This is a genomic window from Marinobacter sp. (genome assembly GCF_041984545.1).
Classification (GTDB): Bacteria; Pseudomonadota; Gammaproteobacteria; order Pseudomonadales; family Oleiphilaceae; genus Marinobacter.
On the sequence record NZ_JBHIXV010000003.1, the window covers coordinates 61,818 to 86,727 of the forward strand.

The window sequence follows — 24,910 nt, forward strand, 5'->3', positions numbered from 1 at the left end:
CCCCGTGAAGCCCCTCAGCCCCACTGATCAACTCTTCCTTTGGCTGGAAAAACGCCAGCAACCCATGCACGTGGGTGGTTTACAGCTGTTTTCCTTTCCCGAGGGTGTGCCGGACGACTATGTTGCCCAACTGGCCGAACGACTGAGGCAGTACACCCGGGTGACGCCGCCCTTCAACCAGCGGCTGGATTACCGGTTTGGCCAGCCGGTTTGGGTGGAAGATGAGCACCTGGACCTGGAGCACCATTTCCGGTTCCAGGCCTTGCCCACGCCGGGCCGGGTCCGGGAGCTGCTGTCGTTCGTGTCGGCGGAACATTCCCACCTGATGGACCGGGAACGTCCGCTCTGGGAGTTCCACCTGATTGAAGGTCTGGGAGAGCGGCAGTTTGCGGTGTACACCAAGGTGCACCACGCCCTGGTGGATGGCGTGTCGGCCATGCGCATGGCCACCCGGATGCTGTGCCAGGACACCGGCGAGCGGGACATGCCACCGATCTGGGCAATGCCGCCGCGCCATTCTGGCAATCGAGAGGAGAGCGCTTCTTCCCTGTGGCGCAGCGTCGGCCACCTGCTGGGGGAATCCGGCAAACAGCTGGGAACGGTGCCAACGGTCGCCCGGGAACTGCTGCGCACCATCAACAACGCCCGCAAGGACCCCGCCTATTCGTCGATCTTCCACGCCCCCCGCAGCCTGCTTAACCAGAAGATCACCGGTTCCCGGCGCTTCGCCGCCCAGTCCTACGACCTGGCACGAATCAAGGCCGTGGGCGCGGCCTATGGAGCCACGGTAAACGATGTGGTGATGGCGATGTGCGCCAGTGCCCTGAGAAGCTACCTGATGAACCAGGACGCGCTGCCGGAGAAGCCATTGATCGCCATGGTGCCGGTATCCCTGCGCAAGGACGACAGCTCCGGCGGAAACCAGGTCGGGGTGATCCTCGCCTCGTTGCACACCGACATACCCAGCCCGGTCACCCGGCTGATGCAGATCCACGAGGATGTCAAAGTGGCGAAGGAGCGCTATGCCCACATGAGCGCCGAGGAAATCATCAACTACACCGCCCTGACCCTGGCCCCGGCGGCCTTCCATCTGCTCACCGGCATGGCTCCCAGGTGGCAGACCTTCAACGTGGTGATTTCCAACGTGCTGGGGCCAAAGGAGACCTGCTACTGGAACGGCGCCCGGCTGGACGGCATGTACCCGGTGTCCATCGCCATGGACCGCCTGGCCCTGAACATGACCCTGCTCAGCTACGGCGACCAGGTGGAGTTCGGCCTGATCGGCTGCCGCCGCACGCTACCGAGCCTGCAACGGATGCTCGATTACCTGGAAGAAGGCCTGACCGACCTGGAGGCCGCAGCAGGCCTGTGATCGCTGGCGCTTAACCGAAGCGGCGCTCTTCGTTACGGATGGAGATCTGGTTGTTCAGTGTCCAGAAATCGTAGAGCACACCGATCAGGAACAGACCGCCAGTGAGCAGGTAGATAATCCCGGTAATCCACTTGCCCATGTACATGCGGTGAATCCCGAATACACCGAGGAAGGTCAGCAGGATCCAGCCGATGTTGTAGCTCACCTCGCCCTCCTTGAAGCGCAGATCGGCTTCCCGGTCCATGGCCGGTATCAGGAACAGGTCGATGATCCAGCCGATGAACAGCAGGCCCAGGGTGAAGAACCAGATGGTGCCGGTGACCGGCTTGCCGTAGTAGAACCGGTGGGAGCCCAGGAATCCGAAGATCCAGAGCAGGTAGCCGATCACTTTGCTGTGGGTGTCTGGGCGGTCTGTCATGGTTTTAGGGTCCTATTCTTGGTTGGTTCGTGTGCTCTGTTCTTGCCCCAGCCTGAATGTTTCTGGGGCTGGCCGGGGGGAAGGAATATTTTCCCTCGGGAAAAACAACTCGCTGCGCTCAGACATCTTTTTCCTGTCGGGAAAATATTCCTTCCCCCCGTCCGTCCAAACATTGTGGCATAGGAAAGAAAAGACAAATTAAGACAGGGCAATAAAAAACAGGACGGCAGTCTGAACTGTAAGCAGGGCGTGGGGTGGGGGATTATTTTTTCGGGGAAAAAGATGTCTGAGCGAAGCGAGTTGTTTTTACCCGAAAAAATAATCCCCCACCCTGCGACCACGCTCCAAACCAAGAGGTCCCTAAACTCAAGGTCCAACCTCAGGCGCCGGATCCGGACCACCCTCCCGAAACTCGCTGGCCGACTTGCCAGTCCACTTGCGGAACGCCCGGCTGAAGTTGGACAGGTCTGCGTAACCCAGTTCATAGGCAATTTCGCTCACCGACTGGTTGGTGTACCGCAGCAGCTGGATGGCCCGGTCTTTCAGCACCGATTCGAGGATTTCCCGGTAGCTGGTGTCTCGATCCGCCAGGCGGCGTTTCAGGGTGCGGGACGACACGCAGAAGCGTTCGGCCATGGCCTCCAGGGACGGTAGTGGGCCCGGCATCATGCGCAGCATGTTGCGGATCGCCAGTACGATGTCGCCCTGCTCCTTGAGCGCTTTCTGCAGCTCGAATTCGCACTGGTCCCGGGCCATGCGCGAGGCTTCGGCGTCGGCCAGGCGCATGCGCACTTTCAGCAGCTCCTTCGGGAACACCATCATTTCGTCCTGCTGATCGTATTCGAACCGCACCGGCAGCTGGTGGGCGAACTGCCGGTACCAGGGCGGCTCGGGCGCGCTCAGGCAGACGGTGACGCCGGGCAGTTTGCCGTCTTCCAGGGCAAAGCCGTGTCTGGCGGCGTCATCGCGGTCCAGCAACTGTTCGGTCAGCAGGATCAGGGTGGCGCAAACGGTTTCGGCCAGAAACGGGTAGAGCCCGGGCACCTGGAATTCGGTGCAGAGTTTCACCAGCACCTGATCCCCCGCCTCGGACTGGCTCATGCTGAGGAACGGCACGCGGAGGTGCAGGTAACGACGCACGGAATCGAGGGCATCGGCGAAGGTGGGGCTGGTAAGGGCTGCGAAACCAAGGGTGCCATGGATGGTGAGGCGCAGCTCCCGGGCCAGCAGGAAGCTCAGGCCGTCCTTGCCAGCCAGTTCCAGGGCCCGCTGCGCCATGACGATGGCGTCGGTGACGAACACCCGGCTGTCGTTGGTTTTCAGGTCCTCGGGGCTGAACTCCAGGCCGTCATAAAGTGGCCGGTCGTTGTAACCGAGCTGGCGAACGGTGTCAGCCAACACCCGCATGTACACGCCCGGCACCAGGAACAATCCCAGCATCTGCCGTTCTCTGTCTGGTCCGCTTGCGCTCATTGCTGATCCTTGTTGTTGTGCTGGTTCTGGCCCATGGACTGACTCTATCAGAAGGCCCGGGCGGCGACAGTGGGGCCAGACGCACCTGCTGCGCCGTCAGCTTAGCCAATCCATCGTCGGGCTGGGGCCGATGGCGAGCTGTCCCATTTTGATAGATCCCAGTCCTCTTTGCGCATTCCTGCCGGGCGTTGACTTCCCCACACTGGAGCCATGACATCCCCCAGAGTGAGGAGTACACACATGCTGAGTAACAAGACGGCAGAAAACCGCAAGGCCCCGGCAACCCGGGCCTCGAACACGCCGGAGCAGGTCACCATCAAGCCCCAGCGCATGGGCTTCGAGTTCGGCGAGCAGGTGCCGCAGTACTGGCTCGACAACAGCTATTTCCTGAGCCACATGATGAATGCCCTCTCGGTGCTCTTCCCCCAGGGTGAGCAGTTCTTTGTGGATTCGGTGCGCGCCTATCGCGACCAGATTTCCGACCCCAAGCTCAAGGCGGAGGTGCGCGGATTCATTGGTCAGGAAGCCATGCATTCCCTGGAACACGTGGCCATGAACCAGCACGTGCGGGATCAGGGCATGCCGGTGGAAGAGCTGGAGAAGCACCTGGAGGTGGTTCTGGGCATCGCCAAAAAGCTGCCCAAGCGCCACCAGTTGGCCATTACCTGTGCCCTTGAACACATGACCGCGATGATGGCCGACATGCTGCTGGAGCGCAGCGACGTGCGCGAGGACATGGACGAATCCATGCGTCCGCTGTGGGTCTGGCACGCCATCGAGGAAACCGAGCACAAGGCGGTGACCTACGATGTGTTCCAGCAGGTGGGCGGCACTTACGCCGAGCGCGCTTTTTACCAGGTGTTCAGCACCGCAGCCCTGGGCGTAATGGCCAGCTATTTTACCGGGCGCATGATGCTCAACGACCGGAAGAATTTCTCATTGAAGGACAGCGCCCGGGGACTGTGGCGCATGTGGGGCAGGAACGGCACTTTCTCGAGCCTGATTCCGACCTGGCTGGAATACTTCAAGCCCGGTTTTCACCCCTGGGATCACGACAACAGCGAGCTGATTGCGCGGTTCAAGGCCGAGATCCAGGCGCACATTGCGCCTCAGTACCAGAATGGCAATCGGCGAACGCTTCAGTAATAAACATTAGTAACCCTCAGGCTCCGCGGGCAGGCCCGAACAGCCTTCCGGAATACGCTGTGGATACGTCCATGTACGCTCGGCTCCGCCATCCATGGCTCCGCACGATTCCGGAAGGCCGTTCGCGCCCACCCGCTACGAGTCCGGCCTCAAACTACTGACTTACCGGAACGCACCACCACTCCCTTGCGCCACAAACGCCATTCCTCCGGCTGGTAGATATCCCACCGCTCATCGCTGGTGAGCGGTTCGGTCACGATCACGCTGACGATGTCGTTGGGGGTGGTTTCCGATTCAAAATCCACAGTGACATCCGCGTCTTTCAAACGGGCCGGGCCGAACGGGGCGCAGCGGGTAATGCTGGCCATTTTGGTGGTGCAGTAGGTGAACAGCCAGTCGCCGTTGCTGAGCAGGAGGTTGAACACGCCCTGGCTGGCGTAGGCCTGCGACAGGCGCACCAGGCGCTCGACGATGTCGTCGGTGGCGGTGTTGCGGTCGCAGTGGCTGCGCAGGTGGTTGAGGATGTCGCAGAACAGCGCTTCGCTGTCGGTGCTGCCCACCGGTTCGTAGAAGCCCGGTTGCGGGCGGAAGCCGGACAGCTGGCCGTTGTGGGCGAAGACCCAGTAGCGGCCCCAGAGTTCGCGCATGAACGGGTGGGTGTTGGCCAGGCAGATCTCGCCGACGTTGGCCTGGCGGATGTGGCAGATGGCCACTTCGCTCTTGATAGGGTGGGTCTGGACGACTTCGGCGATGCGGGAACTGGCGCTGGCGTCGGCGTCGTGGAAGGCGCGCACGCCCTTGCCTTCGTAAAAGGCCACGCCCCAGCCGTCCTTGTGGGGGCCGGTGGCACCGCCTCGGCGAGTCAGGCCGGTAAAGCTGAAGCACAGATCGGTGGGGGTGTTGGCACTCATGGCCAGCAGTTCACACATGGTTCGGATCAGTCTTGCAGTGGCATGGCCTTACCAGAGTACCGCAATTATCCGGTCTCGCCAGCCAGAATCTCCATCTGCCGCGGATTGGATCCGGCAGCGGCCACCCGGTTGCGGCCTGCCCGCTTGCCGCTGTACAGGCAGCGATCGGCCACCCGCATCAGGCTTTCCGCCTGCCGGCCGTGGTCCGGCCACTGGGCAATACCGAAGGAAGCGGTTACCCGGATCCGGGCCTCGCCGTAGGCCAGTTCGCTGCTGGAAATTCGCTGGCGCAGTTCGTCCATGAGCTCGAAGGCATCGGCCGGTTTCACATCGCGCAGGATCAGGCCGAACTCCTCGCCCCCTAGCCGGCCGACAAAGTCGGTACCCCGGAGGCGCTCGGTCAGGCACCGGCTGATGTTTCTCAGTACGTAGTCGCCCGCTTCGTGGCCGAGCGTGTCGTTCACCACCTTGAAGTGGTCAATGTCCATCACCACCAGCGCAAACCCGGTGCCACTGCGCTCGCACTCGGCGATGGTCCGGTTCAGTGTTCCCTGGAAGTTACTGCGGTTGGCCAGGCCAGTGAGGGCATCGGTCTGGGCCATGTCCACGAGCCGTTGTTCGGCTTCCTCCCGGCGGACTTCATACAAATGCACGAACACCAGCATCAAGGCGCCACACAGGACCATGTTGAGCAGGTCGATGAGCGCGTGGGGGCTGGCGACATTCTCCAGGTACAGGTAGTAGATAACGCCACCGGCAATCATGAACGGCACACTGAGGATCAGGCCCTCGCGTTTGCCCAGCAACAGGTAGGCCAGCACCGGCATCATCAGGACCCACACGAAAGCCGCCACCGAGGCGTTGGGCAGCACAATGATTACCAGGAAAAAGCTGAACAGTGTCAGCAAGTAGGCGTAGATACAGGCCTGGAGATGGCGGGTGGTTTTCAGGCGCCATGTGCCCACGAACAGGACGACACTCGCCGCCAGCTCCCCCAGACCGAGCCACAGGAAGCCGCTGAGAATCTGCAGGCATGCGAAAACCACCAGTGCAGAGCCGGTGGCCACAAAAAGCAGCCGCATCAGCGAGCGGCGATGGTTATCGCGCAGACCGGAGCGGCTCTGTTCCAGTGTGGCTCCCAGATCCGCATGGTGAGACGTTTTCATGCTGACACTTCCCTGAATCAGCTTTCGAGTATAGTCCTGAATACCTGTTTGTAAAATGTACAGGAGAGGCCAATGTCCGGGCCACTCCTGCCACGGCATTCAGGCGCTATACGTACAGATTCTTTCGGGAGAAGCGCTCCACCAGGGGCTGGTAGGCGGCGCCCAGCAGGCGGTTGATGGCTTCAATGCCCCAGGCGTCTGGCCCCACAAGAATGCGGGATTCGTCCTTCAGAATGCCTTTTACAATGGTTTCTGCGGCCTTTTCCGGCGTGGTCATGGCCAGCTTGTCGAACCCCTTGCGCTGGGCCTCGGCGTTCTCGGACTTGCCCATGCGCGCCGCATTGGCGATGTTGGTGCGGATGCCGCCCGGGTGCACGCAGCTGACAGCCACCGGCTGGTTCTCCAGTTTCATTTCCTGGCGGAGGGATTCGGTAAAGCCGCGAACCGCGAACTTGGCGGCGTTGTAGGCGCTCTGCTTGGGTACGCCGATCAGGCCAAACACGCTGGAAATGTTCACCACGTGACCATCGCCGGAGGCAATCAGGTGCGGCAGGAACGCCCGGGTGCCGTGGGCCACGCCCCAGAAGTCGATGTCCATCACCCATTTGAAGTCCTCATCGGTCATTTCCCGCACCGAGGCCGACAACGCCACGCCGGCGTTGTTGATGATGAGATTGACCTGTCCGAAGTCGCTGGCAACCTGCTCGGCATGGGCGTATATGGCGTCGCGGTCGGCCACGTCCAGACGGTAGGTTTTTACCTCGGCGTCCTTGAGGCTGCTGGCTGTCTCGGCGAGACCCGGCTCGTTTACATCGGAAAGCGCCAGCCGGCAGCCGCGCGCGGCAAGCGCCTGGGCCAGGGCCCGGCCGATACCGGAGCCGGCACCGGTTACTACAGCAACTTTGTCCTTCAGTTTCTTCATGGTCACAGGCCTCTTGTTATCTGCTCTGTCAATTAAAGCAGATACTCTAACAGTTGGCTGTGAACCGGATATGGCTCTCGGGCGCGCCCCTACCGGGCGCTCCGGCCACCCTCTGTCAGGCCTCTCCGAGCAGGTTATCGAGGGGTTGATCGTAACTGGGGGCAAATACCCGGAGAAAATAGTCCACCTCGGGAAGCGCGTCCTGCTCAAGGCGACGACGAATCTGCGAGGCGGCCGGTTCGAACTCCTGGTTGCCGGCCCGGATCTCGGCCTGGCACTTGAGCCATGCGGACAGGCGATCCGCCGCCTTGATCAGTTCTTTCTCCGCCGCTGGCAATCCGGATTCCCGGACATAAGGCGCAAAATCCTCCCGGAGATCGTCCGGCAACAGGGCCAGCAGCTCGCCCGCCGCCTTGTGCTCGATGTCTCCGAAAGCCTCACGCATTACCCGCGAGTGGTACTTGACCGGCGTTGGCATGTCACCGGTGATCACCTCGGTGGCATCGTGATACAGGGCAGCAGCGGCAATACGATCTGCACTCACCTGGCCTCCGAAATGCCGGTTGCGGATCAGGGCCAGGGCGTGGGCCAGGGTGGCCACCTCCCAGGAGTGCGTGGCCACGTTTTCCTCAATGGCATTGCGCATCAGGCCCCAGCGCTTGATCCAGCGCAGGCGGGACACATAGGCAAAAAAATGGCTGGCAGCTGTGCCCATAGTCACTGTTCCTGTTTTACAGAAGTTCATGATCTTTTGCTTCAGGTGGTCAAAACGCCCGTGGTATCCTGAACGAGTATTCAATTACTACATAACCGGTGAAAACGGTGCCCGCTCGAGACATTGCCCGGACGATTCTGTTCACACTGTTTGCCATCCTGCTGCCGGCAATAACACAGGCATCAGCGCATCAGACCAAGATCAACCTTGGCGTCTACCATTTCCCCCCCATTGCCAGCGTGGGCCAGAACGGCGAAGCGGAGGGTCTGCTGGGCGATCTTCTGAAGGCTCTTGAACAGACCCACCCCGGCCTCTCCTTCCAGATTGTTCATACCTCGCCCAAGCGCCGCCACCTGGATTTTGACGCTGGCCTGTATGACGTGATCTTTTTCGAAAGCCCCCATTGGGGCTGGTCAGAAAGACCCGTTGATATCACCGCGCCGGTCCTTGAAGACGAGGAACGGTATGTCGCCCTGAACAAACCCGGGCGGGGACCCTCCTTTTTCGAGAACCTCCACCAGCGCACCATTGTCGCCATCTCGGGTTACCATTACCGACTGACGGGCTATGAGACCGACACCCAGGCGCTGGAGGATCAGTTCAACATTGAATTCTCCGACAGCCACAGCCGCAACCTGAAGCTGATTATGGCCGACCGGCCCTCGGTGGCGGAAGTGGCCATCGTGAGCGAGTCTTACCTGCAGCGGTATCTTTCGGAACATCCCGGTGACCTCGACAGACTGCTGATTGCCGAGGAGCCGGATCAGCGCTACCAGCTCAGTATCATCGCACGGGAGAACGCCGCGACCGGGGCCGACGAATTTCTGCGACTGCTGGCGCCGCTGGTACGGAGCGGGCAGTACCAGCGCCTGGTCGAGAAATGGAACCTGGCGGCACCAACGGCCCTGATGGAAGACCTTACCGATCATTGATCAGCGAACATCCAGGGTAAACGCCACCACCACATTCCCGTTACTGCCGAGGTCTGCAGTGCGGGCGGGGTCCAGCAGAAACAGCTGATCCTGCGGCACACCGTGGGTCTCCCGCAGCACCTTGCGAATGGCAACGCCGCGGGCAGACGCCAGGTTGCTCAACGCCTCCGGCGCCAGGGACCGCTCACCGGCAAGATAGGCCTCCCGCGCCGCCTGCCAATCCCCATCCGACAGTGTCCGGGCGCCTCCGTTCGTCAGTTCTTCTCGCAGCAGGGCCAGGCCGTCGGTCTCCGGTGCCACACTGCCACGGATGTTCAGGAGCAGGTCGGGCCGGTCCAGCAGCGCATCCGCCAACGCGGCCAGCTTTTCAGCCTCGCCCTCGGCCAGCCGGACACTGCCTGGCACGAACGCCACCTTGCCAAGCTCCTCACCACTCAGGCCCGCCAGCTCGGCGATGGAGCCCAGCATGCTGAACGGTGAGGCGGCGGCCTTGGCCAGCAGGTTGACGAACGCCCGCATGACCACTTTGCCAACACTGAAATCCGGATTGGCCAGATCACCGCTGATCGGCAGGTCGACCTCAATGACGCCCTTGCGGTCCCGCAGCAGCGCCAGACCAAGCTTGACCGGCGCGTTAACCGCCTGATCACTGGCAACCGCCGAGCCCAGCTCCAGTTGGTCCATCACCACCAGGTTGGTCGCATCGATACGGGTGCCGGCAATTTCGTAATCGAGGTTCAGGTCCAGTTTGCCACTGTCGACACCGTAGCCGAGATACCGCCCGAAATAAGGCGACAGCACTGGCAGAGAAAGATTGTCGATCAGCAGTTTCAGATCACTGACATCTTCGGTGCCCAGAGTGCCGATGGTGCCCTGGAAATCGAGGTCGGCCACGCCACCAACCCGGCCGCGCATGGACACCTTGCCCTGTTGCGGCGAGATGTTGCTCAACCCGGTTACGGTGCCACTCAGGGATTCGAGGCGAGTTGTAAACGCGGGCTGCAGGGTGCGGTCGGTGTAGGCCAGCTCTCCGTCCTCAAGCAGTAATTCACTGATCCGGAAAATGAATTCCGGTTCGTCGTCCGCCGTCTGAGAGGCCCCTTCCGCCGGCTCGCCATCGCTCGTCGGGCCGGACTTGCGGGCGATGCGCTCCACGTTGTGGACACCGTCGGCGTTGCGAACCATGTTGAAAAAGGGCTCAACCAGGGTCACCGTGCCGATTTCCAGCCGGGCCGGGTGCACGTTGTACTCGATCGGGGCCAGACGCAGGGTTTGCCAGGCCATCAACGGCTCCGGCGCCCCGGGCAGTTTCAGATCAAGCCCCGCCACCTCGGCGGTGCCGCTGAAGGTGCCGGTGAGCGGGTCCTGCTGCCCATCCAGGTCGAGATTGCCGTCCACCGACAGGGTGCCACTGGTAACGGCGAGATTGGCGCCTTCGCGGAGGTAGGGCTCGAACGCCGCGAGCGTCACTCCCGAACCGGCAATGGCCGCTTCCAGGGTGAAGGGCGCCGGCGTCACCTGACCGGTCAGGGACAGTTGCCCGCCACTGGCAAGCGTGCCCTTCAGCTCGTAGGTCACCGGCTCATCAAGCTGGTGACTGATGCGCCCGGTCGACACTGACAGTGACTCCAGCTCAATCTCTGCCGCGGTCTCGGGCACTCTGTCCTGCCACAGCACCCGGCCGTTGGCGACGGACACGCCGGCCAGCGACCAACGGAAGGATTCGCCCTCCGGCGGGCTTTCTTCGGCAGTGTCGGCGCCGCGGGTCTCGCCCTCTCCGGTGAACGGCCTCAGCCAGTCAATCTGTCCTTCCGGCCCCCGGGCCAGCGCAACATCCAGGTCCTCAAGCGCTACCTGACCCACCCGGAACTCACGGGCATTGAGATCAAAGGTTATGCCGTCAACCGTGAGCGTACCGTTGCTCAGACGCGCCTCTTCCGCCTCCGGGCTCGGGGCAACGGCAAGGTCATTGAGGGTCAGCTCGCCGTTGCTGGTTTCCAGCCGGAACACCTCCCCGGCCTGTATCGCGTAGTCGGAGCTCAGGCTCACGCTCCCGCCCCGCAAATCGTAGGGCAACCAGGGCGCGAGGAAATGTGCGAGGGTCTGGTGATCCACCGCGGAAATTCGGAGCGAGCCCGTGGAGTAAAGCGGAGCGACACTCAGATCGCCCTGCCATTCAATGACCTGGCTGCCCAGCGCCGCCTGCAGTGAGTAATCGCTGTCCTCGCCCTCCCGTCGCCAGGTGGCCAGATCGTTGAGGGTCAGATCCAGCGGGGTGATCCGGAATTCCGCCATTTGCGACTGGGTGAAGTCACGGAACAGGAGCTCGCCGCCATTGACATCAATGCCGCCGAAGTAGAGTCGGGGCGGGTCTCCGGCTTCAGCCTCTGGCTGCGCCGCATCTGCAGGTTCAGGGTTGGCCCGCTGCCAGTCCCGGGCAAAATTGATGTTGTAATCCTCCAGCAGGTCGAGCCTGATGAAGGGTTCCTCCAGGGCAATCTCTTCGAAGCCGACAATTCCCCGCACCAGCTGGAAAAAATTCAGGTCAACGAGCAGGCGGTCAAAGCCGAGCACCTGTTCCCCGCCGCTGTCAGAGGCGGACAACGCGCCGGCTTCGACGGTAAGGGTGAAGGGATTGGTTCGAATGTCGCCAACCTCGGCCTGCCAGCCCATGCGCTGCTCAAGCTGATCCGGCAGGGTTCGTTCCAGCCACCAGGGCAGCAGCAGGAAACCGGCGAGGGCATAGAGAACGAGGACGGCCAGCAACAGGGCCAGCAGATTCCGGGTCTTGTGACTGGGTTGACGGCTCCGGGCCACGGACATCTCCTTGTAAACAAAGGGCAACGGCGGGCTTTTCGCCCGCCGTCCTGATCACAAGTGTAGTCGGCCCGACAGCGGCTTGTCAGCTGTACCGTTGTTGACCTGGCAGTACCAGCTCGGGGTCGGCCGCCATATTGGTGAATCGCCCGATCTCAGCCAGGTCCCGGGGAACCATGGCTGCCCTGATCAATTTACGGGTTGAATTACCGGTCACCGGAAAAGCCGATTGGCCGGCGCGCCAGGTGATGGGCATTGCCTCCGTGCCAATGCGCTTGTCCAGTTGCCTCAGCCTCTTGTACATAAAGGCATGCCGGGCGTCCTGGTTGTCCGGCACCAGGATGAAAAAGGTACCAGCGGCGTAACGGGCCAGAAGCGCATCCTCAGAGAGGTGCTCCTTCAGTGATTCGGTGACCTCGTTAATCACGGCCACAAGGGATTCCTCACCCATCCGGGCAGACAGCTCGCGGAAATTGGCGATATCCAGGTAGATCAGGGCAAACGGATGATTACGAGCGTCCTGTCGGGCCAGGATATCCAGCAAGTTCTGTTCAAGTCCGGATCGATTCGGCAAACCGGTCGCGCTATCGATAAACGCAAGTTCAGCGACCCGCTGCTGCTCCTGTTCCCGGGCCTCGGCGCGCTTGCGTTGCTGCTTGATGTCGAGCGTCGTCACCGCCAACGCTGATGCCAGCAGGACGCTGCAGAACATCGCCAGTGGAATCCCCATCCACTCGCCCCGCAGAGCGTTGCCAGCGGCCGGGACCGCCCCCTCGGGAAAGGTCATGGCCATCATCCCAGTGTAATGCATACCACAAATGGCCACCGCCATTACGATGGCAGCTACAAACTGCAGTACCAGAGCTTTCTGGCCCTCGGTCTTCTGGAGGATACGGCACAGGGCAAGGGCTGCCGCCGATGCGCCCAGCGCAATCGCCATGGAGAGCACCAGAAAGCCCGTGTGGAATTCCGGGGGCGCCGACATCCGCAACGCGTACATTCCCAGGTAATGCATGACCACAATACTGGCCGCCATGGCAACCGCTGCGCCGGCGAATAGTTTCGCGCCCAACTGGTCACGACCAATCATCTTCAGGGCAACACCAGAGGCCAGAACCGCCGCCAGCCAGGAAATCGTGGTGAGCGCACCATCAAACGCCAGGGGGACGTCGGAGGGCATCGCGCGCATGCCGACAAAATGCATGGTCCAGATGCCCGTACCCATCAGCAAAGCACCCGCGGCAAGCCAACGCCAGCGCGTTTCATCGCTTGCCCCGTGCAGGCGAGCGCCAAAGAACAGAGCCGCGTAGGCGGCCATAACGGCCACCACAAACGAGGCTACCAGCAGCGCGGGATCGTAGTTATTCATCGTCGCTTCAACCCTTTCAGTGAAAATGTTTGCAGACCAGGAGCCCACGCATGACCGGTGATGCTCCTCATGTGCCGGGAAATACGTACAAAAAACGGACAGGATCCATCAGGTTTGTTGTCATTCTGTAAACCGACACGACAGAAAGCTCGCTGACAGCCAGCCCTGAACCCGATATGCTTCCACCACGTAAAACCCGTGTCGTTTCCGCACGAGTATGAGGACGGTTTATGGACATCGGCGACATGCGTCGAGATTTCGAAAGTGAAGGCCTGGATCGTGAATCCCTGGATGACAGCCCCATCCGGCAGTTTGAACACTGGTTCGGCGATGCCAGAGAGGCCGGGATTCTCGAACCCAATGCCATGTCACTGGCGACTACCGGCCACGACGGCATGCCGGACCTGAGAACCGTGTTGCTGAAGTATTTTGATGACACCGGCTTTGTCTTCTACACCAACTACGGCAGCCGCAAGGCCAGAGAGCTGGCGGAAAACCCGCGGGCAGCGCTACTGTTCCCGTGGATCGGGTTAAACCGGCAGGTGCGCATCCAGGGCACGGTTGAGAAAGTGAGCAAAACCGAATCCCTGCGCTACTTTGCCTCCCGCCCCCGGGGCAGCCAGATTGGCGCCTGGGTGTCCGAACAGAGCCAGGTGATCACCTCCCGGGGACTCCTGGAGCAGAAGGTGGCTGAAATCAAGCGCAAGTTCGGTGACGGCGACGTGCCGCTGCCAAGCTTCTGGGGTGGTTACCGCGTGGTGCCTGAGCGCATCGAATTCTGGCAGGGCAGACCCAGCCGACTCCATGATCGATTTGAATACGTTAAGGACAGTGATGGCTGGCTCATCCAACGACTCCAGCCCTGAGCACAAGCCCTCGGTCTGGCTTTGCCACCAGACGGAGGGTATCGAGGAGCCCGAGCCACTCTGGCTCACCGACTATGAGCGCGACACCGTCAGCAAGTTCAGCGGGCCGCGACGCCGGGAATACCTCTCGAGCCGGTGGCTGATTCGCCAGGCCATTGCCGGGGCCTCAGGCCAGAATCCGTCCGGCTGCCGGCCCGTGGACGGGCGCCCGGTGGCTTCCGGCGAGCCCGGGGGCTGGCAACTGTCGCTCAGCCACAGCCACGGCCTGTCCGCCTGCGCCACCCTGGCAGGTTCCCCCATCGGTCTTGATCTGGAGCCCTGCCAGCGCCATCCTCAGTGGCACAAAGTGGCCCGCCGCTGGTTTTCGGCGGTGGAACAGGAGTGGTTGTTCCGGGACGACGACCCCAACACCTTCCTGAAGGTATGGACGTTGAAAGAAGCCTGGCTGAAAGCCACCGGTCGGGGCATCGCCGGCAACCTGCAAACCCTGGAAGTGCGCAGGAACTTCGAGATGTATGGCGATCGCCCGGAAGAGGACTGGCAGGCCTCCTGCTGCTACATTGAAGGGTTCCTGGTCACCGTTGTGTACCGGGGTTCCCGGCCGATCTGGCCGGACTTTTCCCTGCTGGAACCGCCGCCTCCGGCCTTTGCGCTGGTGCAGGCGGAAACCCTCGAAAGCTCCTGGGAGCCCCTGTTCCAGCGGACCATTCGCCCCAAACGCTGACCCCGCGGGAGGACTAGACATGGCAGACGCCGGCCGCTGCCCCTGGTGTGGCAACGATCCACTGTACGTGCACTACCACGATACAGTCTGGGGACGTCCCGAGTACGACGATCTCGCCCTGTTTGAAAAGCTGTGCCTCGATGGCCAGCAGGCGGGCCTGAGCTGGATCACCATTCTTCGCAAACAGGCGTCCTACCGCGCGGCCTTTGCCCATTTCGATCCCGAAAAGATTGTCCGGTTCGATGACGCCAGGGTGGAGGAGCTGATGCAGGATCCGGGCATCATCCGCAATCGCCTGAAGGTCCACTCCATCATCAAGAACGCGCGGGCCTACCTCGCCCTGCGGGATCAAGGCGTTGGTTTCAGCGATTTCCTGTGGTCATTCGTGGACCACCAGCCGGTCCAGAACCACTGGCAGTCCCTGGAGGAAGTCCCGGTGGCCACCGACGCCTCCGAGGCCATGTCCCGGGCACTCAAAAAGGCCGGCTTCACGTTCGTCGGGCCGGTGATTGTCTATGCCTTCATGCAGGCGACCGGCATGGTGAATGATCATCTGGTGCAGTGCCCCCAACATCGTGCCTGTTATTTACTGAGTCAATGATCTCAATAGCCAGGAGGGTCGTACGTTCAGGAGAGCAATGAATCCTGGAGAACATCGTGCGCATCACCCTCGACCAGCTCCGAAGCCTGCAAAACCCGGTTATCGACCTGCTTGAGATACTGTCCCTCGAGGGCCAGCATTACATGGCCCGTCTCAGCCTGGACGGCAAGCTGTTTCTTCTTTCAGACAGACAGGGTACAACCAGCCTGTTCCGAAGTGCCTGGCAGATCCAGGACACGCTCGCCTCGTTCACCATTCGGGAAACGCAGGTTGTGCACCCATCCGCCTACCATGAAATGGTGGGCATGAAACCGGCAGAGATAGAGCCGTTGCGGATCCGGGTGCAGAGGCAGAAATCATGATTTCGGTTTCCAGACTTGCCGTTCTCGTAGGCATTGCCGGTCTTGTTCCGTTTCTGGCCGGCATCTTCGGTCTTTTCCTCGTTCCCCAGCACAGCGTGGCATTGCTGGGGTACTTCTACCTGTACAGCGCCGGGATTCTGGCCTTCATGGCAGGGGTCTACTGGCCTATCGCCATGCAACTGGACAACTGCTCCTATCCGATGTCGCCATTGATGACCATGCTGCTGAGCCAGGTGTTCTTTGTGTCCGCGGGCATTGGCCTGCTACTACCGGTAACCGGCCAGATTGTGCTGTACACGGTGGCCTATCTTGGACTCTATCTGGTGGATGCTCGCTGGATGCGGATCTACTGGCCGCAGTGGTACCTTCGTCTCAGGCTGTTGCTGACTTCGGTCGTACTGGTGTGCCAGGTGATCGCGGCGGCCTCGTTCCTGCTGTTACACGGCGCCTGACCAGCGGTCAGGCGCCAAGAGCATCCTCAGCACTGTCGTACCGGCTCTGCAGCTTACGCAGTGCCGTCTTCTCAATCTGCCTGACCCGCTCCCGGCTGATCCCAAGATCATCGGAAATCACCTGAAGCGTCTCCGGTTCAGGCAGTCCCAGACCGTAGCGGCGCGAGAGAATGTCCTTTTCGCGATCGCTCAGCTCACTCAGCATGGAACTGAGGGTGCGTCGCCGATCACGGTCTTTCATGGGGTGGTCCGGTGCCACTGCATCACCCGCGTCCAGGCTGTCGGCGAGGGTAACCGAGCCATCCTCCACCAGCGGCACATCCGTAGACAGCTCCCGCGTGGCCAGGGCCCTGAGCTCCCCAATTCGAGACGGGGTTGCCTCCATTTCCCGGGCCAGCTCCGTTTGTGAGGGGGTTCTCCCCAGGCTCTGGTGGAGTCGCAACGACACCTTCTGCATCTGGCGGATCTCATCCACCACGTTCTCCGGTGTGTGCACCAAACGGGTGCCCCGCTGCAAACAGCGCTTCACTTCCTCGCTGATCCACCAGTAGGCGTAGGTGGAAAACCGGAAGCCCTTGGTTGGGTCAAACCGCTCCACCGCCTTGATCAGGCCCACGTTCGCATCCTGGATCAGGTCCGACATGGGTATGCCGTGCTGGCCGTAGCGACGGACAATGTGCACCGCCAGACGCAGATTGCTCTGGATCAGCTTGCGGCGACAGGCGGTGGCAAGATGAAACGCCCGGCGACATCGGGATGAAAACGCGCACGCGTCCCCCAGGCTGCCAATCACCTCCCGGAAGGTCTGCGGCGTCTCTGGCGGCAGGGCCAGTTCGTCGCTGATGATCTGGTAGCAGCGAGTGAGTTTACGGGAGAGGCGGCGTTCGGCCTCGTCCGTCAGCAGTTCATACCGGGACGCATCCCTGAAGTACAGCCCGACCAGGGAATCCCTTTCACCATCGTTGGGCGTTGTCGGAGACGGTCCCAGCCTGTCGATGTTAGGCATGGCCAAGGTACCGGTCAGAAAATGTACCAGAAGGTACGAGCGGTGGATGCCGATGGATTTACCGGCGGAGGTCCGTAAAAACGCGCAGGAAAGAGGAAGAAACGCGAAGCGGCGCCGGGCGCCGCTTCGGTTACCTGGGTTCGGCAGGGGTGCCGATCAGGCGGCCACGATGGCGTATTCGTGATTGTGGGGCTCGATCAGGACACCGTGCAGGGCCACGATGGCCTTCTCGTAGTTGTCCTCGTCCACCACAAACTGGATGTCCACCTGGCGCATGCACTGGTGCAGGGCCAATACGCTGATTTCCTCGTCGGCCAAGGCCTTGACCGAGCGGGCCAGGATGCCTGGCACTTTCATGTCGCTGCCAATGGCTGACACCACCGCTACCTTGCGGGTGCTGATCTCGGCGTTGGGGAACTCTTCCTTCAACGCCTTGACCACACGCTTGACGTGCTTGAGGGTGCTGCCCACGTAGTGGGTGATGGTGTTGGCGTTGGTGTCCTTGGACAGGAAACGCACCTTGAAGCGGGCCAGCACGTCCAGAATCCGGCGATCAGACCCCGGCTCACCCTGCATATCCTGGTCGAACACTTCCACGGCAAATACGCCCTTGGCACCGGCGATGATCTCCACCTGGGGCTTCTCACTGACGTAATCGCCGGTGATCAGGGTACCGGTGTGCTCCGGCTCGAAGGTGTTCATCACCCGCAGCGGAATTTCGTTCTGGCGCATACCCTTGCCGGCGCGGGGGTGAATCGCCTCCATGCCGAGGTTAGCCAGCTGGTCGGCCACGTCGTAGTTGGTGCGGCCCAGCGGCACCACCTTGTCGGCCCCCACGATGTTGGGGTCGGCGGAGCTCAGGTGGTATTCCTTGTGAATGATCGCTTCCCGGGCGTTGGTGATCACTGCCACCCGGCTGAAGGTCATTTCGCTGTAGCCTCGGTCGAAAGTGCGCATCAGGCCTTCCTTGCACTGCGCGTACCCGGTCACGATCGGCAGCTCCCGGGACAGGTCCACAGCGTCGAAGGCCTGCTTGAGCTTTTCGTCCAGCGGCAGCAGCTCGTTGTCGCGCCAGCCGGTCAGGTCCACAAACCGGGCGTTGACGCCTTCCTGCTGAAGCTTGAGCGCGGTGTTGAAGGCACTGTGGGCCTCGCCGATACCGGCGAGCATTTCGCGCACGGTGAGCAGGTGTTCCTCGAGCTGGAACTGGCCATAGGAGCACAGGCGCTGAAGATCTATGAGACAGCCGCGAACACCTTCGATACGGTCGGTAATGAACTGGTCCGCCTGCTGCTTGAGCATGGGGTCTTCGAACAGCTCACCGTTGATGTCGGTCAGGAACTTGACCAGCTTGGTGAGGTCGTCGCCCCAGGCCCAGTCCGATTCCGAATCGGCAAACAGGGCATAGACACCCGGCTCTCCGGTCTTCTTGTGCTCCAGCAGTTCGTTGGTCACACCACCGTAGGCGGACACCACGAAAATGCGCTGGTACAGCTCGTCTTTCTTGCGATTCCCGATGATGATGTTATCGCGGACGGCCTCGTAGTTACTCATCGACGTACCGCCGATTTTTTCAACGGTATGTTGTTGGCTAGTCATAGGTTTGCCTTTGCTATCCTGCAGCATGAATGTCCAGCGGAGGGACAGCGGGCCTTACGAGGCCTCGCTGAGCCCTTCCTGCATGATTTCGTCGACACTTTGCGCCAGCAGGGCAGCCCCTTTCTTCAGGTCTTCCTCGCTGGTCGTCAGCGGCATCAGGCACTTGATGACTTCATCATTCGGACCACTGGTCTCGATGATCAGGCCGTGCTCGAAGGCACGCTTGGTAATAGGGCCTGTAATGTCCGCGTGGGTTGCTTCGATACCACGCATCAAACCGCGCCCCTTCATTTTGAACTCACCCGGGTACTTGTCGCAAATCGCCTGCAGGGCGTCGCCCAGCACCTTGGTCTTGGCCTTCACCTCGTTGGCGAAGGCGTCGTCTTTCCAGTAGGTTTCCACGGCAGTACGGGCGGTAATGAAGGCCATGTTGTTGCCGCGGAAGGTACCGTTGTGCTCGCCCGGATCCCACACATCCAGCTCCGGACGGAACAGCACCAGCGCCATGGGCAGGCCGTAGCCACTCAGGGACTTGGACACAGTGACAATATCCGGCTTGATACCGGCGAACTCAAAGCTGAAGAACTCACCGGTCCGGCCGTTGCCGGCCTGGATGTCGTCCAGGATCAGCAGGATATCGTGCTTCTTGCACAGCTCGGACAGGCCCTTGAGCCACTCGGCGCGACAGGCGTTCAGGCCGCCCTCACCCTGGACCGCCTCAACAATCACGGCGGCGGGCAGTTCGAAACCGGAGGAGCCGTCGCTCAGCAGTTTGTCCATGATCTCCAGGGTATCGACGTCCTCACCCAGATAGCCGTCGTAGAACATGAAATCGACGTTGCCCAGGGGCGTGCCGACACCACCACGGTGGTGTTTGTTACCGGTGGTGGCCACCGCACCCATGGTGACGCCGTGGAAGCCGTTGGTGAAGGAGATGATGCCGTTACGGCCTTTTACCTTACGGGCCAGCTTGAGCGCGGCTTCCACACAGTTGGTGCCGGTGGGGCCGGTGAACTGCATCTTGTAGTCCAGACCACGCGGTTCAAGGATGTACTTCTTGTACGACTCCATGAAGTCGTGCTTGGCCTTGGTGAACATGTCCAGGCCCTGGCTCACGCCGTCGGCCTCAATATATTCCAGCAGGGCTTTCTTCAGGATGTCGTTGTTGTGGCCGTAGTTCAGGGAACCGGCCCCGGCCAGGAAATCCAGGTATTCCTTACCGTCCTCGGTGTACAGGTGCGCGTTCTTGGCACGGTTGAAAATTACCGGGAAGGCACGGCTGTACACACGTACTTCGGATTCAGTCGACTTGAAAATTTCCATGATCTTGCCTCTTAGCATGTCAGGTTCGAGGTAGGTGCGTGGCAGCCTGTCACAGTCATACGGTGTCGGTGTCGATCAGGCCCACCGCGCGTTGATTGAAGCCGTCTGGCAGGCCTACCTCAGTAGCCTGCCGGCTGGTTCAGATAACTATTTCCGATAACAGCTCGGTTCAGATAACCACTCGGTCACAACGTTTCGCTAACAACGTCTGGTACAACGCCGGCACAGCGAAAGGCGTCTCAGGCTGGCTTGGTGAAGGGCCCGATGCGCAGCAGAAATTCAGAGTCGTGCTTGCCGCCAAAGTGGGTGCCTTTCTCGAAGTGCTCGTGGTAGGTGAGCTCGGCGCCCATGTCGCGGGCAAACGACCGGAACAGCGCCCAGGAGGCTTCGTTGTCCTCGGTAATGGTCGTTTCCATGTGGGTCACGCCCTTGCACGCGTCGCGACTGACAATGGCGTTCAGCATGCGCTTGGCAAGGCCCTGTCCACGACCTTTCTCGTGCACGGCCACCTGCCAGACAAACACGGTATCGGGCTGTTGGGGAGGGATGTATCCGGAGATAAAGCCGACCAGATCGCCGTCCTTCTCCGCGGCCACGCCGGTTTCGGCAAAGTGGCTGCACTGCAACAGGTTGCAGTAGATCGAGTTGGGGTCAAGCGGCGGGCACTCCGCCACCAGCTGATGAAGCCTGAAGCCATCGTCCTTCGCCGGTTTGCGAAGCGAGATGGCGGTTGTATTCGATCCTTCTGTTGTCATGGCGAGATCAATTCGTGGCAAAAAGTTAGTGTTGAATTATATAGACCACAAAATATATTTCAAGTGAGCCGGAAATGCTGCCCATATCAGTACCTCGGCCCCTTCTTTCAGAATAGACCGATTACCCTCATTCGCCAGTGACAATCCGGTTAATTTTTCGACGAAAAGACAACGTCATCCGGCACCAGGGAGGTCCCGTGAACGAGCCGGTTACGGTAGGAAACGGCCGCCGGTGAACCCGCAGGCCAGAGTCGATCGAATTCCGGAAGCCACTGCTCGAGGCGGTAATCCACCGGCATCAGCGACACGTGAAGTCCTCGCTGTTCGGCACCGGCAACCGGCTCGGTGACAGGGCTGGTAAGGGCAATGCGGGTGATCAGTCCACGGGGATCGGAACGCAGGTTGCCCATGCCGGCCGAGCCGTTATTGACCACCATGCGGGCCCGCTCATCCACCCGACCGGTCCAGAGCACCGGCAGGCAGGTGTGGGTGGAGGCGATGACATCGGCGCCGGTTGCCCGGAACCAGTCCGACAGTCTCTCCCCGTTGCCGGAGACAAAAGACTCGTGGGCCAGGCCCCAGCCGGCCAAGGACTCGGGATCACCATGCACCACCAAAACCTTTAGGCCTCCAAATATCAGGCAGCGGTAGCGGGGCAACAGCGACAACCGCCGCTGAATATCCGGGTGCTCACAGGCGACCGCCTGCAAACGCTCCATGATCCGGTTGGAGCGCTCCACCACCCCCTGATCGACAAAATCCGGATAGGCGCAGCCACAGCCGGCACCGGCGCTGGGCAGGGCCAGTTCGTAATCGACATTGCCAAGACTCACCAGATGGTCCAGCACCCGGTTATTGATCGACCGGAACAGACTGTCACTGGCGTTGAACCAGTTGAAATCGCCGTTGAACACCAGCTTCACCCGGTGCCCCAGGCGCTCCTCGGCCAGCGCCATCTGTTCGATCTCATCCAGGGCCCAGGGATTGCCATACAGGCCGCCGATAATATAGAGCACGTCCTCCGTGACCGTCTGGGGCTCCTGGCACAGGCTCTCAGGTGAGTACCAGTACGCCAGCGGACAGCTGCGGCCCTCGGTCATGGCTCAGGCCTCGCCAGCCGCCAGCGAGCGACCCGCCAGCCGACGTAACACCAGCGGGACAAAGAAACCCGCGGTGCAGATCAGGAAGCCGTAGGCGTTCACGCCCAGCAACATGCCGTACTTGCCATCGCCAATGGCCCAGCTTGCAGGAATCAGCCCGACCGCCAGCAGCACGCCCAGACCAAGACCGGTCCAGAAGCTCAGATGAAAGCTCCAGGGCGACCACAGGGTGAACCCGTAGAACAGGAACACCGGCGCAAGCCCCATCACCATGGTGCCGGAGATGGTCGTGGCCTTGAGGATATCGGTGCCGGCGAACATGGGCAGGTTGCCCAGGAACGCGAAGATCACCATCACCACCGCGCCCACACGCATGCTGGGCAGTTTGTCTGATGCGCGCCGGGCCAGCCTTGGCAGATCCACTGCCAGGGACTTGGCCAGGGAGGTAAAGGTGGAATCGAGGGTGGAACCGGCCGAGGTCATCATCACCACGCTCATGAAGAACAGCGCCGCCAAGCCCAGGGACTGCCCCACCGCCGCGGGCGCGTTGCCCATGGCATCAATGCCGTTAAGCCGGGCATGCACGCCCACCAGGCTGAAGACAAACACCGCCACAAAACCCAGCAGCCCGGCCACCACAAAGCTCTTGAGCATGGTTTTTTCCTTGTTCACGAAGCCCCGGTCGGTGAGCACCGGATCATGGAACGGATAGCTGAACAGCTGCAGCAAAGCCACCAACAACAGATCAAACCCGGCATTGAGCCGGAACTCGCCGTTGGTCAGCAGGGCGCTGGTGTCGTTGGCCGGAACAATCAGGAACAGCACCGCACCCACGAAGAACACGAACACAAACGCCTGGATCACATCGGTAAAGATCGATGACCGCAGCCCGCCTTTCAGGCTGTAGGCGAGAGTGAACACGGTAAACAGCATCGCCGCCGCGTAATACTCCCACTCGCCGGGCAGCCCGAAGTAACCACCCACCACGGCGGTGTTACTCCAGACCTCGTTGTACAGCCGGATCAGAATGGCCGCGGCAAACGCCAGCGCCGCCAGCCGGCCGAACCGGGAGGTCAGAAAATCCTGCAAGCTCCGGGCGCCGGTCTGGGTCCGGATCAGATAAATGATGTAGCCGGCCACCGGAATCGACAGCCAGTAGCTGGCATACGCCAGCCCCCCGACCACCCCGTAGGCCGCCCCCAGGTTGGCGGCGTTGGTCACCGATTTGGCGAAGATCCAGCTGATAAAAATACTCGCCGTGAGTGACCACTGACCCACCGGATTGCCCTGGTCGTCCGCGCCCTTATAGAACGAATTCGCATTCTTGCTCCTCGGCGACAGCCAATACATCACCACGCCGTAGACCAGCAGGAATCCCCAGAACAGGGCGGCCTCTGTGAAGTTCATGTTTTCTTACCTTGTTCTTTGTCGTTTAGTCCGGGGCTTTTCCCGGGGTTTCTGGCTTGGGCGCATTTCGGGTCAGGCCGGATGGGGTTTCAAAAAAACGCCCGTGAACCCATCCATGGGGGGCTTGGTCGCGCCATCCCTGGCGCTCCACATTTTTTGAAACCCCATCCGGCCTGCCCCTTGTTCAACCTAAGTTTTGGCTTCCCCGGCGGAGGAGTTAGACATCAGCCATCCCTTCGGCTCGCTTAATCACTCTTCTGATTTCGCATTTCTTTCCCACTCAGCAACCGAATAGCAAAGTCCTATCCGCGGTCTGGGGGGTGACGTTATTTTCCCGCCAGGAAAAAGATGTCTGAGCGAAGCGAGTTGTTTTTCCCAAGGGAAAATAACGTCACCCCCCAGGCCGCCAATGACCAGCCATCAGTCCTACAGGAAACAAACGCCAAACCTAAACCGGCGCCGAACAACTGGCGCCAAACCGATAACAGGAAAAACACCGGTGGTGCCGCAACATAATCCGCTCATCCATGCTCTCCGCCAGCGTCCCACCGAGGTCGTACTGCGGGTCATCGTCCACCAGCGTGCAGGCATACACCCGCACCTGGTCGCCCTTCTTCACCAGCATCCGCGTATAGGTGCACATAAAGTGCGACCGGGATTCGCGCGTGGGGTACTTTTCCATGCAGGTTTCGGTAATCTCCGGGCTGCCGTCCTCCGAGCCGGGCGTGCCCAGGTCCGGGAACGCGGTGAAGGCCAGATTCTCGGGAATGCCGTGGGCACGGAAAATGGCCCGGAAGGCCGCTTCTACCTCAGAGGGAATTTCCTCCGGATCGGTCTGGCGGGCGATGGACACCTTGAAGCCCTGCTCGATCAGCCAGCGGATGCCCTCGAGGGCTTCGTCAAAACTGCCCTCGCCGCGATCCTTGTCGTGGCGGGCGCGGTCGGGGAAATCCAGGCTGACCCGGAAATGGATCGGGTAGGGGTTGTCCAGCAGGGGCAACACCTGGTGCTGACGTTTGTGCAGCGGTTCGGTGGCGTTGGTCAGCACGAAGCAGGGACGGTGCTGGCTGGCGTAGTTCAGGATGTTGACGAAGTCCCGGATCACGAACGGCTCACCGCCGGTGAAAGAGAACTGCTCCACGCCCATCTCCAGGGCTTCGTGAATGAACGGTTTTACGTCGCTCAGTTTCATGCCCGGAATGCGGCCGTCGCCTGGATGAGAACCCTCCAGACAGAAGGGGCAGGCCAGGTTGCAGGCGGTGCCGGTGTGGATCCACAGCTCCTTGAGTCGGTCGGCGTCGATGTAACCCCTTGGGTCGCCGTTGCGGGTGTGGGTCCAGCTGTCCCGGGCCCTGGGCTCCAGGACCTCCACAGCCGGAATGCGATTTTTTCGGGCCGCTCTGGCTTCGATCACGGGCATGACTGCTCCTCAATACTTCAGTGTTCACGGACCACAGACAGGGGCAGAAGCCAA

Annotated in this window: 23 protein-coding genes; 8 read left to right on the forward strand and 15 right to left on the reverse strand. The window is 61.1% G+C overall.

The features are described 5' to 3' along the window. The first annotated feature begins 4 nt into the window (after nucleotides 1–4). A complete protein-coding gene (locus ACFC20_RS02140; protein ID WP_375191558.1) occupies nucleotides 5–1,372 on the forward strand; it encodes a wax ester/triacylglycerol synthase family O-acyltransferase in 1,368 nt (455 codons plus the stop codon). A 10-nt stretch (nucleotides 1,373–1,382) separates the two neighbouring features. Here ACFC20_RS02140 and ACFC20_RS02145 read toward each other — a convergent pair whose 3' ends face one another. Further along, nucleotides 1,383–1,790 (reverse strand): NINE protein, encoded by a 408-nt coding sequence (locus ACFC20_RS02145; protein WP_375191559.1) that lies wholly within the window; start codon nucleotides 1,788–1,790, stop codon nucleotides 1,383–1,385. A 366-nt stretch (nucleotides 1,791–2,156) separates the two neighbouring features. Continuing rightward, nucleotides 2,157–3,263 carry a helix-turn-helix domain-containing protein gene (locus tag ACFC20_RS02150; RefSeq protein WP_375191560.1) on the reverse strand — a complete coding sequence of 369 codons (1,107 nt, stop codon included), beginning with the start codon at nucleotides 3,261–3,263 and terminating at the stop codon, nucleotides 2,157–2,159. A gap of 240 nt (nucleotides 3,264–3,503) precedes the next feature. Here ACFC20_RS02150 and ACFC20_RS02155 point away from each other — a divergent pair, with 240 nt between their 5' ends. Continuing rightward, nucleotides 3,504–4,409: a metal-dependent hydrolase gene (locus tag ACFC20_RS02155; protein ID WP_375191561.1), complete on the forward strand. Its 906-nt coding sequence runs from the start codon at nucleotides 3,504–3,506 to the stop codon at nucleotides 4,407–4,409. Between the two features lie 149 nt (nucleotides 4,410–4,558). On the opposite strand, the gene ACFC20_RS02160 is transcribed toward ACFC20_RS02155, so the two are convergent. The 4 genes from ACFC20_RS02160 to yfbR all read right to left on the reverse strand — a co-directional run bounded on the left by ACFC20_RS02160 (nucleotide 4,559) and on the right by yfbR (nucleotide 8,123). Continuing rightward, a complete protein-coding gene (locus ACFC20_RS02160; protein WP_375191562.1) occupies nucleotides 4,559–5,338 on the reverse strand; it encodes a class II glutamine amidotransferase in 780 nt (259 codons plus the stop codon). Nucleotides 5,339–5,385: 47 nt separating this feature from the next. Beyond that, the gene (locus tag ACFC20_RS02165; protein WP_375191563.1) at nucleotides 5,386–6,486 is read right to left on the reverse strand and encodes a GGDEF domain-containing protein; all 1,101 of its coding nucleotides are present in this window, start codon (nucleotides 6,484–6,486) and stop codon (nucleotides 5,386–5,388) included. A gap of 106 nt (nucleotides 6,487–6,592) precedes the next feature. Beyond that, nucleotides 6,593–7,408, reverse strand: a complete 816-nt coding sequence (locus ACFC20_RS02170) for an SDR family NAD(P)-dependent oxidoreductase (protein ID WP_375191564.1) — start codon at nucleotides 7,406–7,408, stop codon at nucleotides 6,593–6,595. A gap of 115 nt (nucleotides 7,409–7,523) precedes the next feature. Beyond that, nucleotides 7,524–8,123: a 5'-deoxynucleotidase gene (gene yfbR, locus ACFC20_RS02175; protein ID WP_375191565.1), complete on the reverse strand. Its 600-nt coding sequence runs from the start codon at nucleotides 8,121–8,123 to the stop codon at nucleotides 7,524–7,526. Between the two features lie 107 nt (nucleotides 8,124–8,230). Here yfbR and ACFC20_RS02180 point away from each other — a divergent pair, with 107 nt between their 5' ends. Continuing rightward, on the forward strand, nucleotides 8,231–9,055 hold the full coding sequence (locus ACFC20_RS02180) for a substrate-binding periplasmic protein (protein WP_375191566.1): 825 nt from the start codon (nucleotides 8,231–8,233) through the stop codon (nucleotides 9,053–9,055). On the opposite strand, the gene ACFC20_RS02185 is transcribed toward ACFC20_RS02180, so the two are convergent. Both ACFC20_RS02185 and ACFC20_RS02190 read right to left on the reverse strand, forming a co-directional pair. Then, nucleotides 9,056–11,878, reverse strand: a complete 2,823-nt coding sequence (locus tag ACFC20_RS02185) for a DUF748 domain-containing protein (RefSeq protein ID WP_375191634.1) — start codon at nucleotides 11,876–11,878, stop codon at nucleotides 9,056–9,058. Between the two features lie 79 nt (nucleotides 11,879–11,957). After that, entirely contained in the window at nucleotides 11,958–13,241 is a 1,284-nt protein-coding gene (locus tag ACFC20_RS02190) for an MHYT domain-containing protein (RefSeq protein WP_375191567.1), read from the reverse strand. Between the two features lie 230 nt (nucleotides 13,242–13,471). Here ACFC20_RS02190 and pdxH point away from each other — a divergent pair, with 230 nt between their 5' ends. Genes pdxH through ACFC20_RS02215 form a run of 5 tightly spaced genes read left to right on the forward strand, consistent with a single transcriptional unit; the run spans nucleotide 13,472 to nucleotide 16,246 of the window. Continuing rightward, nucleotides 13,472–14,107: a pyridoxamine 5'-phosphate oxidase gene (pdxH, locus tag ACFC20_RS02195; protein ID WP_375191568.1), complete on the forward strand. Its 636-nt coding sequence runs from the start codon at nucleotides 13,472–13,474 to the stop codon at nucleotides 14,105–14,107. After that, nucleotides 14,076–14,831: a 4'-phosphopantetheinyl transferase family protein gene (locus ACFC20_RS02200; protein ID WP_375191569.1), complete on the forward strand. Its 756-nt coding sequence runs from the start codon at nucleotides 14,076–14,078 to the stop codon at nucleotides 14,829–14,831. The genes pdxH and ACFC20_RS02200 overlap by 32 nt, the downstream gene beginning before the upstream one ends. A 19-nt stretch (nucleotides 14,832–14,850) precedes the next feature. Continuing rightward, the gene (locus tag ACFC20_RS02205) at nucleotides 14,851–15,432 is read left to right on the forward strand and encodes a DNA-3-methyladenine glycosylase I (RefSeq protein ID WP_375191570.1); all 582 of its coding nucleotides are present in this window, start codon (nucleotides 14,851–14,853) and stop codon (nucleotides 15,430–15,432) included. 56 nt (nucleotides 15,433–15,488) lie between these two features. Beyond that, entirely contained in the window at nucleotides 15,489–15,794 is a 306-nt protein-coding gene (locus ACFC20_RS02210; RefSeq protein WP_375191571.1) for a DUF6482 family protein, read from the forward strand. Further along, nucleotides 15,791–16,246 carry a DUF3429 domain-containing protein gene (locus ACFC20_RS02215; protein ID WP_375191572.1) on the forward strand — a complete coding sequence of 152 codons (456 nt, stop codon included), beginning with the start codon at nucleotides 15,791–15,793 and terminating at the stop codon, nucleotides 16,244–16,246. The genes ACFC20_RS02210 and ACFC20_RS02215 overlap by 4 nt, the downstream gene beginning before the upstream one ends. Before the next feature lie 7 nt (nucleotides 16,247–16,253). On the opposite strand, the gene ACFC20_RS02220 is transcribed toward ACFC20_RS02215, so the two are convergent. The 7 genes from ACFC20_RS02220 to ACFC20_RS02250 all read right to left on the reverse strand — a co-directional run bounded on the left by ACFC20_RS02220 (nucleotide 16,254) and on the right by ACFC20_RS02250 (nucleotide 24,856). After that, on the reverse strand, nucleotides 16,254–17,252 hold the full coding sequence (locus ACFC20_RS02220; protein WP_375191573.1) for an RNA polymerase sigma factor RpoD/SigA: 999 nt from the start codon (nucleotides 17,250–17,252) through the stop codon (nucleotides 16,254–16,256). A gap of 156 nt (nucleotides 17,253–17,408) precedes the next feature. After that, nucleotides 17,409–18,851: an aspartate kinase gene (locus tag ACFC20_RS02225; protein ID WP_375191574.1), complete on the reverse strand. Its 1,443-nt coding sequence runs from the start codon at nucleotides 18,849–18,851 to the stop codon at nucleotides 17,409–17,411. A gap of 54 nt (nucleotides 18,852–18,905) precedes the next feature. Then, nucleotides 18,906–20,174, reverse strand: a complete 1,269-nt coding sequence (ectB, locus tag ACFC20_RS02230; RefSeq protein ID WP_375191575.1) for a diaminobutyrate--2-oxoglutarate transaminase — start codon at nucleotides 20,172–20,174, stop codon at nucleotides 18,906–18,908. 239 nt (nucleotides 20,175–20,413) lie between these two features. Next, nucleotides 20,414–20,929 carry a diaminobutyrate acetyltransferase gene (ectA, locus tag ACFC20_RS02235; RefSeq protein WP_375183300.1) on the reverse strand — a complete coding sequence of 172 codons (516 nt, stop codon included), beginning with the start codon at nucleotides 20,927–20,929 and terminating at the stop codon, nucleotides 20,414–20,416. Between the two features lie 149 nt (nucleotides 20,930–21,078). Next, nucleotides 21,079–22,029, reverse strand: a complete 951-nt coding sequence (locus ACFC20_RS02240; protein WP_375183301.1) for a metallophosphoesterase family protein — start codon at nucleotides 22,027–22,029, stop codon at nucleotides 21,079–21,081. Between the two features lie 3 nt (nucleotides 22,030–22,032). Then, a complete protein-coding gene (locus tag ACFC20_RS02245) occupies nucleotides 22,033–23,436 on the reverse strand; it encodes a sodium:solute symporter (RefSeq protein WP_375183302.1) in 1,404 nt (467 codons plus the stop codon). Between the two features lie 448 nt (nucleotides 23,437–23,884). Next, the gene (locus ACFC20_RS02250; RefSeq protein WP_375191576.1) at nucleotides 23,885–24,856 is read right to left on the reverse strand and encodes a radical SAM protein; all 972 of its coding nucleotides are present in this window, start codon (nucleotides 24,854–24,856) and stop codon (nucleotides 23,885–23,887) included. Nucleotides 24,857–24,910: the final 54 nt, after the last annotated feature.

Coding starts and splice junctions, on each gene's coding strand:
- ACFC20_RS02145 (WP_375191559.1), bottom strand. CDS start 1,790: ATGACAGACCGCCCAGACACCCACAGCAAAGTGATCGGCTACCTGCTC.
- ACFC20_RS02150 (WP_375191560.1), bottom strand. CDS start 3,263: ATGAGCGCAAGCGGACCAGACAGAGAACGGCAGATGCTGGGATTGTTC.
- ACFC20_RS02155 (WP_375191561.1), top strand. CDS start 3,504: ATGCTGAGTAACAAGACGGCAGAAAACCGCAAGGCCCCGGCAACCCGG.
- ACFC20_RS02160 (WP_375191562.1), bottom strand. CDS start 5,338: ATGTGTGAACTGCTGGCCATGAGTGCCAACACCCCCACCGATCTGTGC.
- ACFC20_RS02165 (WP_375191563.1), bottom strand. CDS start 6,486: ATGAAAACGTCTCACCATGCGGATCTGGGAGCCACACTGGAACAGAGC.
- ACFC20_RS02170 (WP_375191564.1), bottom strand. CDS start 7,408: ATGAAGAAACTGAAGGACAAAGTTGCTGTAGTAACCGGTGCCGGCTCC.
- yfbR (WP_375191565.1), bottom strand. CDS start 8,123: ATGGGCACAGCTGCCAGCCATTTTTTTGCCTATGTGTCCCGCCTGCGC.
- ACFC20_RS02185 (WP_375191634.1), bottom strand. CDS start 11,878: ATGTCCGTGGCCCGGAGCCGTCAACCCAGTCACAAGACCCGGAATCTG.
- ACFC20_RS02190 (WP_375191567.1), bottom strand. CDS start 13,241: ATGAATAACTACGATCCCGCGCTGCTGGTAGCCTCGTTTGTGGTGGCC.
- pdxH (WP_375191568.1), top strand. CDS start 13,472: ATGGACATCGGCGACATGCGTCGAGATTTCGAAAGTGAAGGCCTGGAT.
- ACFC20_RS02200 (WP_375191569.1), top strand. CDS start 14,076: ATGGCTGGCTCATCCAACGACTCCAGCCCTGAGCACAAGCCCTCGGTC.
- ACFC20_RS02205 (WP_375191570.1), top strand. CDS start 14,851: ATGGCAGACGCCGGCCGCTGCCCCTGGTGTGGCAACGATCCACTGTAC.
- ACFC20_RS02215 (WP_375191572.1), top strand. CDS start 15,791: ATGATTTCGGTTTCCAGACTTGCCGTTCTCGTAGGCATTGCCGGTCTT.
- ACFC20_RS02220 (WP_375191573.1), bottom strand. CDS start 17,252: ATGCCTAACATCGACAGGCTGGGACCGTCTCCGACAACGCCCAACGAT.
- ACFC20_RS02225 (WP_375191574.1), bottom strand. CDS start 18,851: ATGACTAGCCAACAACATACCGTTGAAAAAATCGGCGGTACGTCGATG.
- ectB (WP_375191575.1), bottom strand. CDS start 20,174: ATGGAAATTTTCAAGTCGACTGAATCCGAAGTACGTGTGTACAGCCGT.
- ectA (WP_375183300.1), bottom strand. CDS start 20,929: ATGACAACAGAAGGATCGAATACAACCGCCATCTCGCTTCGCAAACCG.
- ACFC20_RS02240 (WP_375183301.1), bottom strand. CDS start 22,029: ATGACCGAGGGCCGCAGCTGTCCGCTGGCGTACTGGTACTCACCTGAG.
- ACFC20_RS02245 (WP_375183302.1), bottom strand. CDS start 23,436: ATGAACTTCACAGAGGCCGCCCTGTTCTGGGGATTCCTGCTGGTCTAC.
- ACFC20_RS02250 (WP_375191576.1), bottom strand. CDS start 24,856: ATGCCCGTGATCGAAGCCAGAGCGGCCCGAAAAAATCGCATTCCGGCT.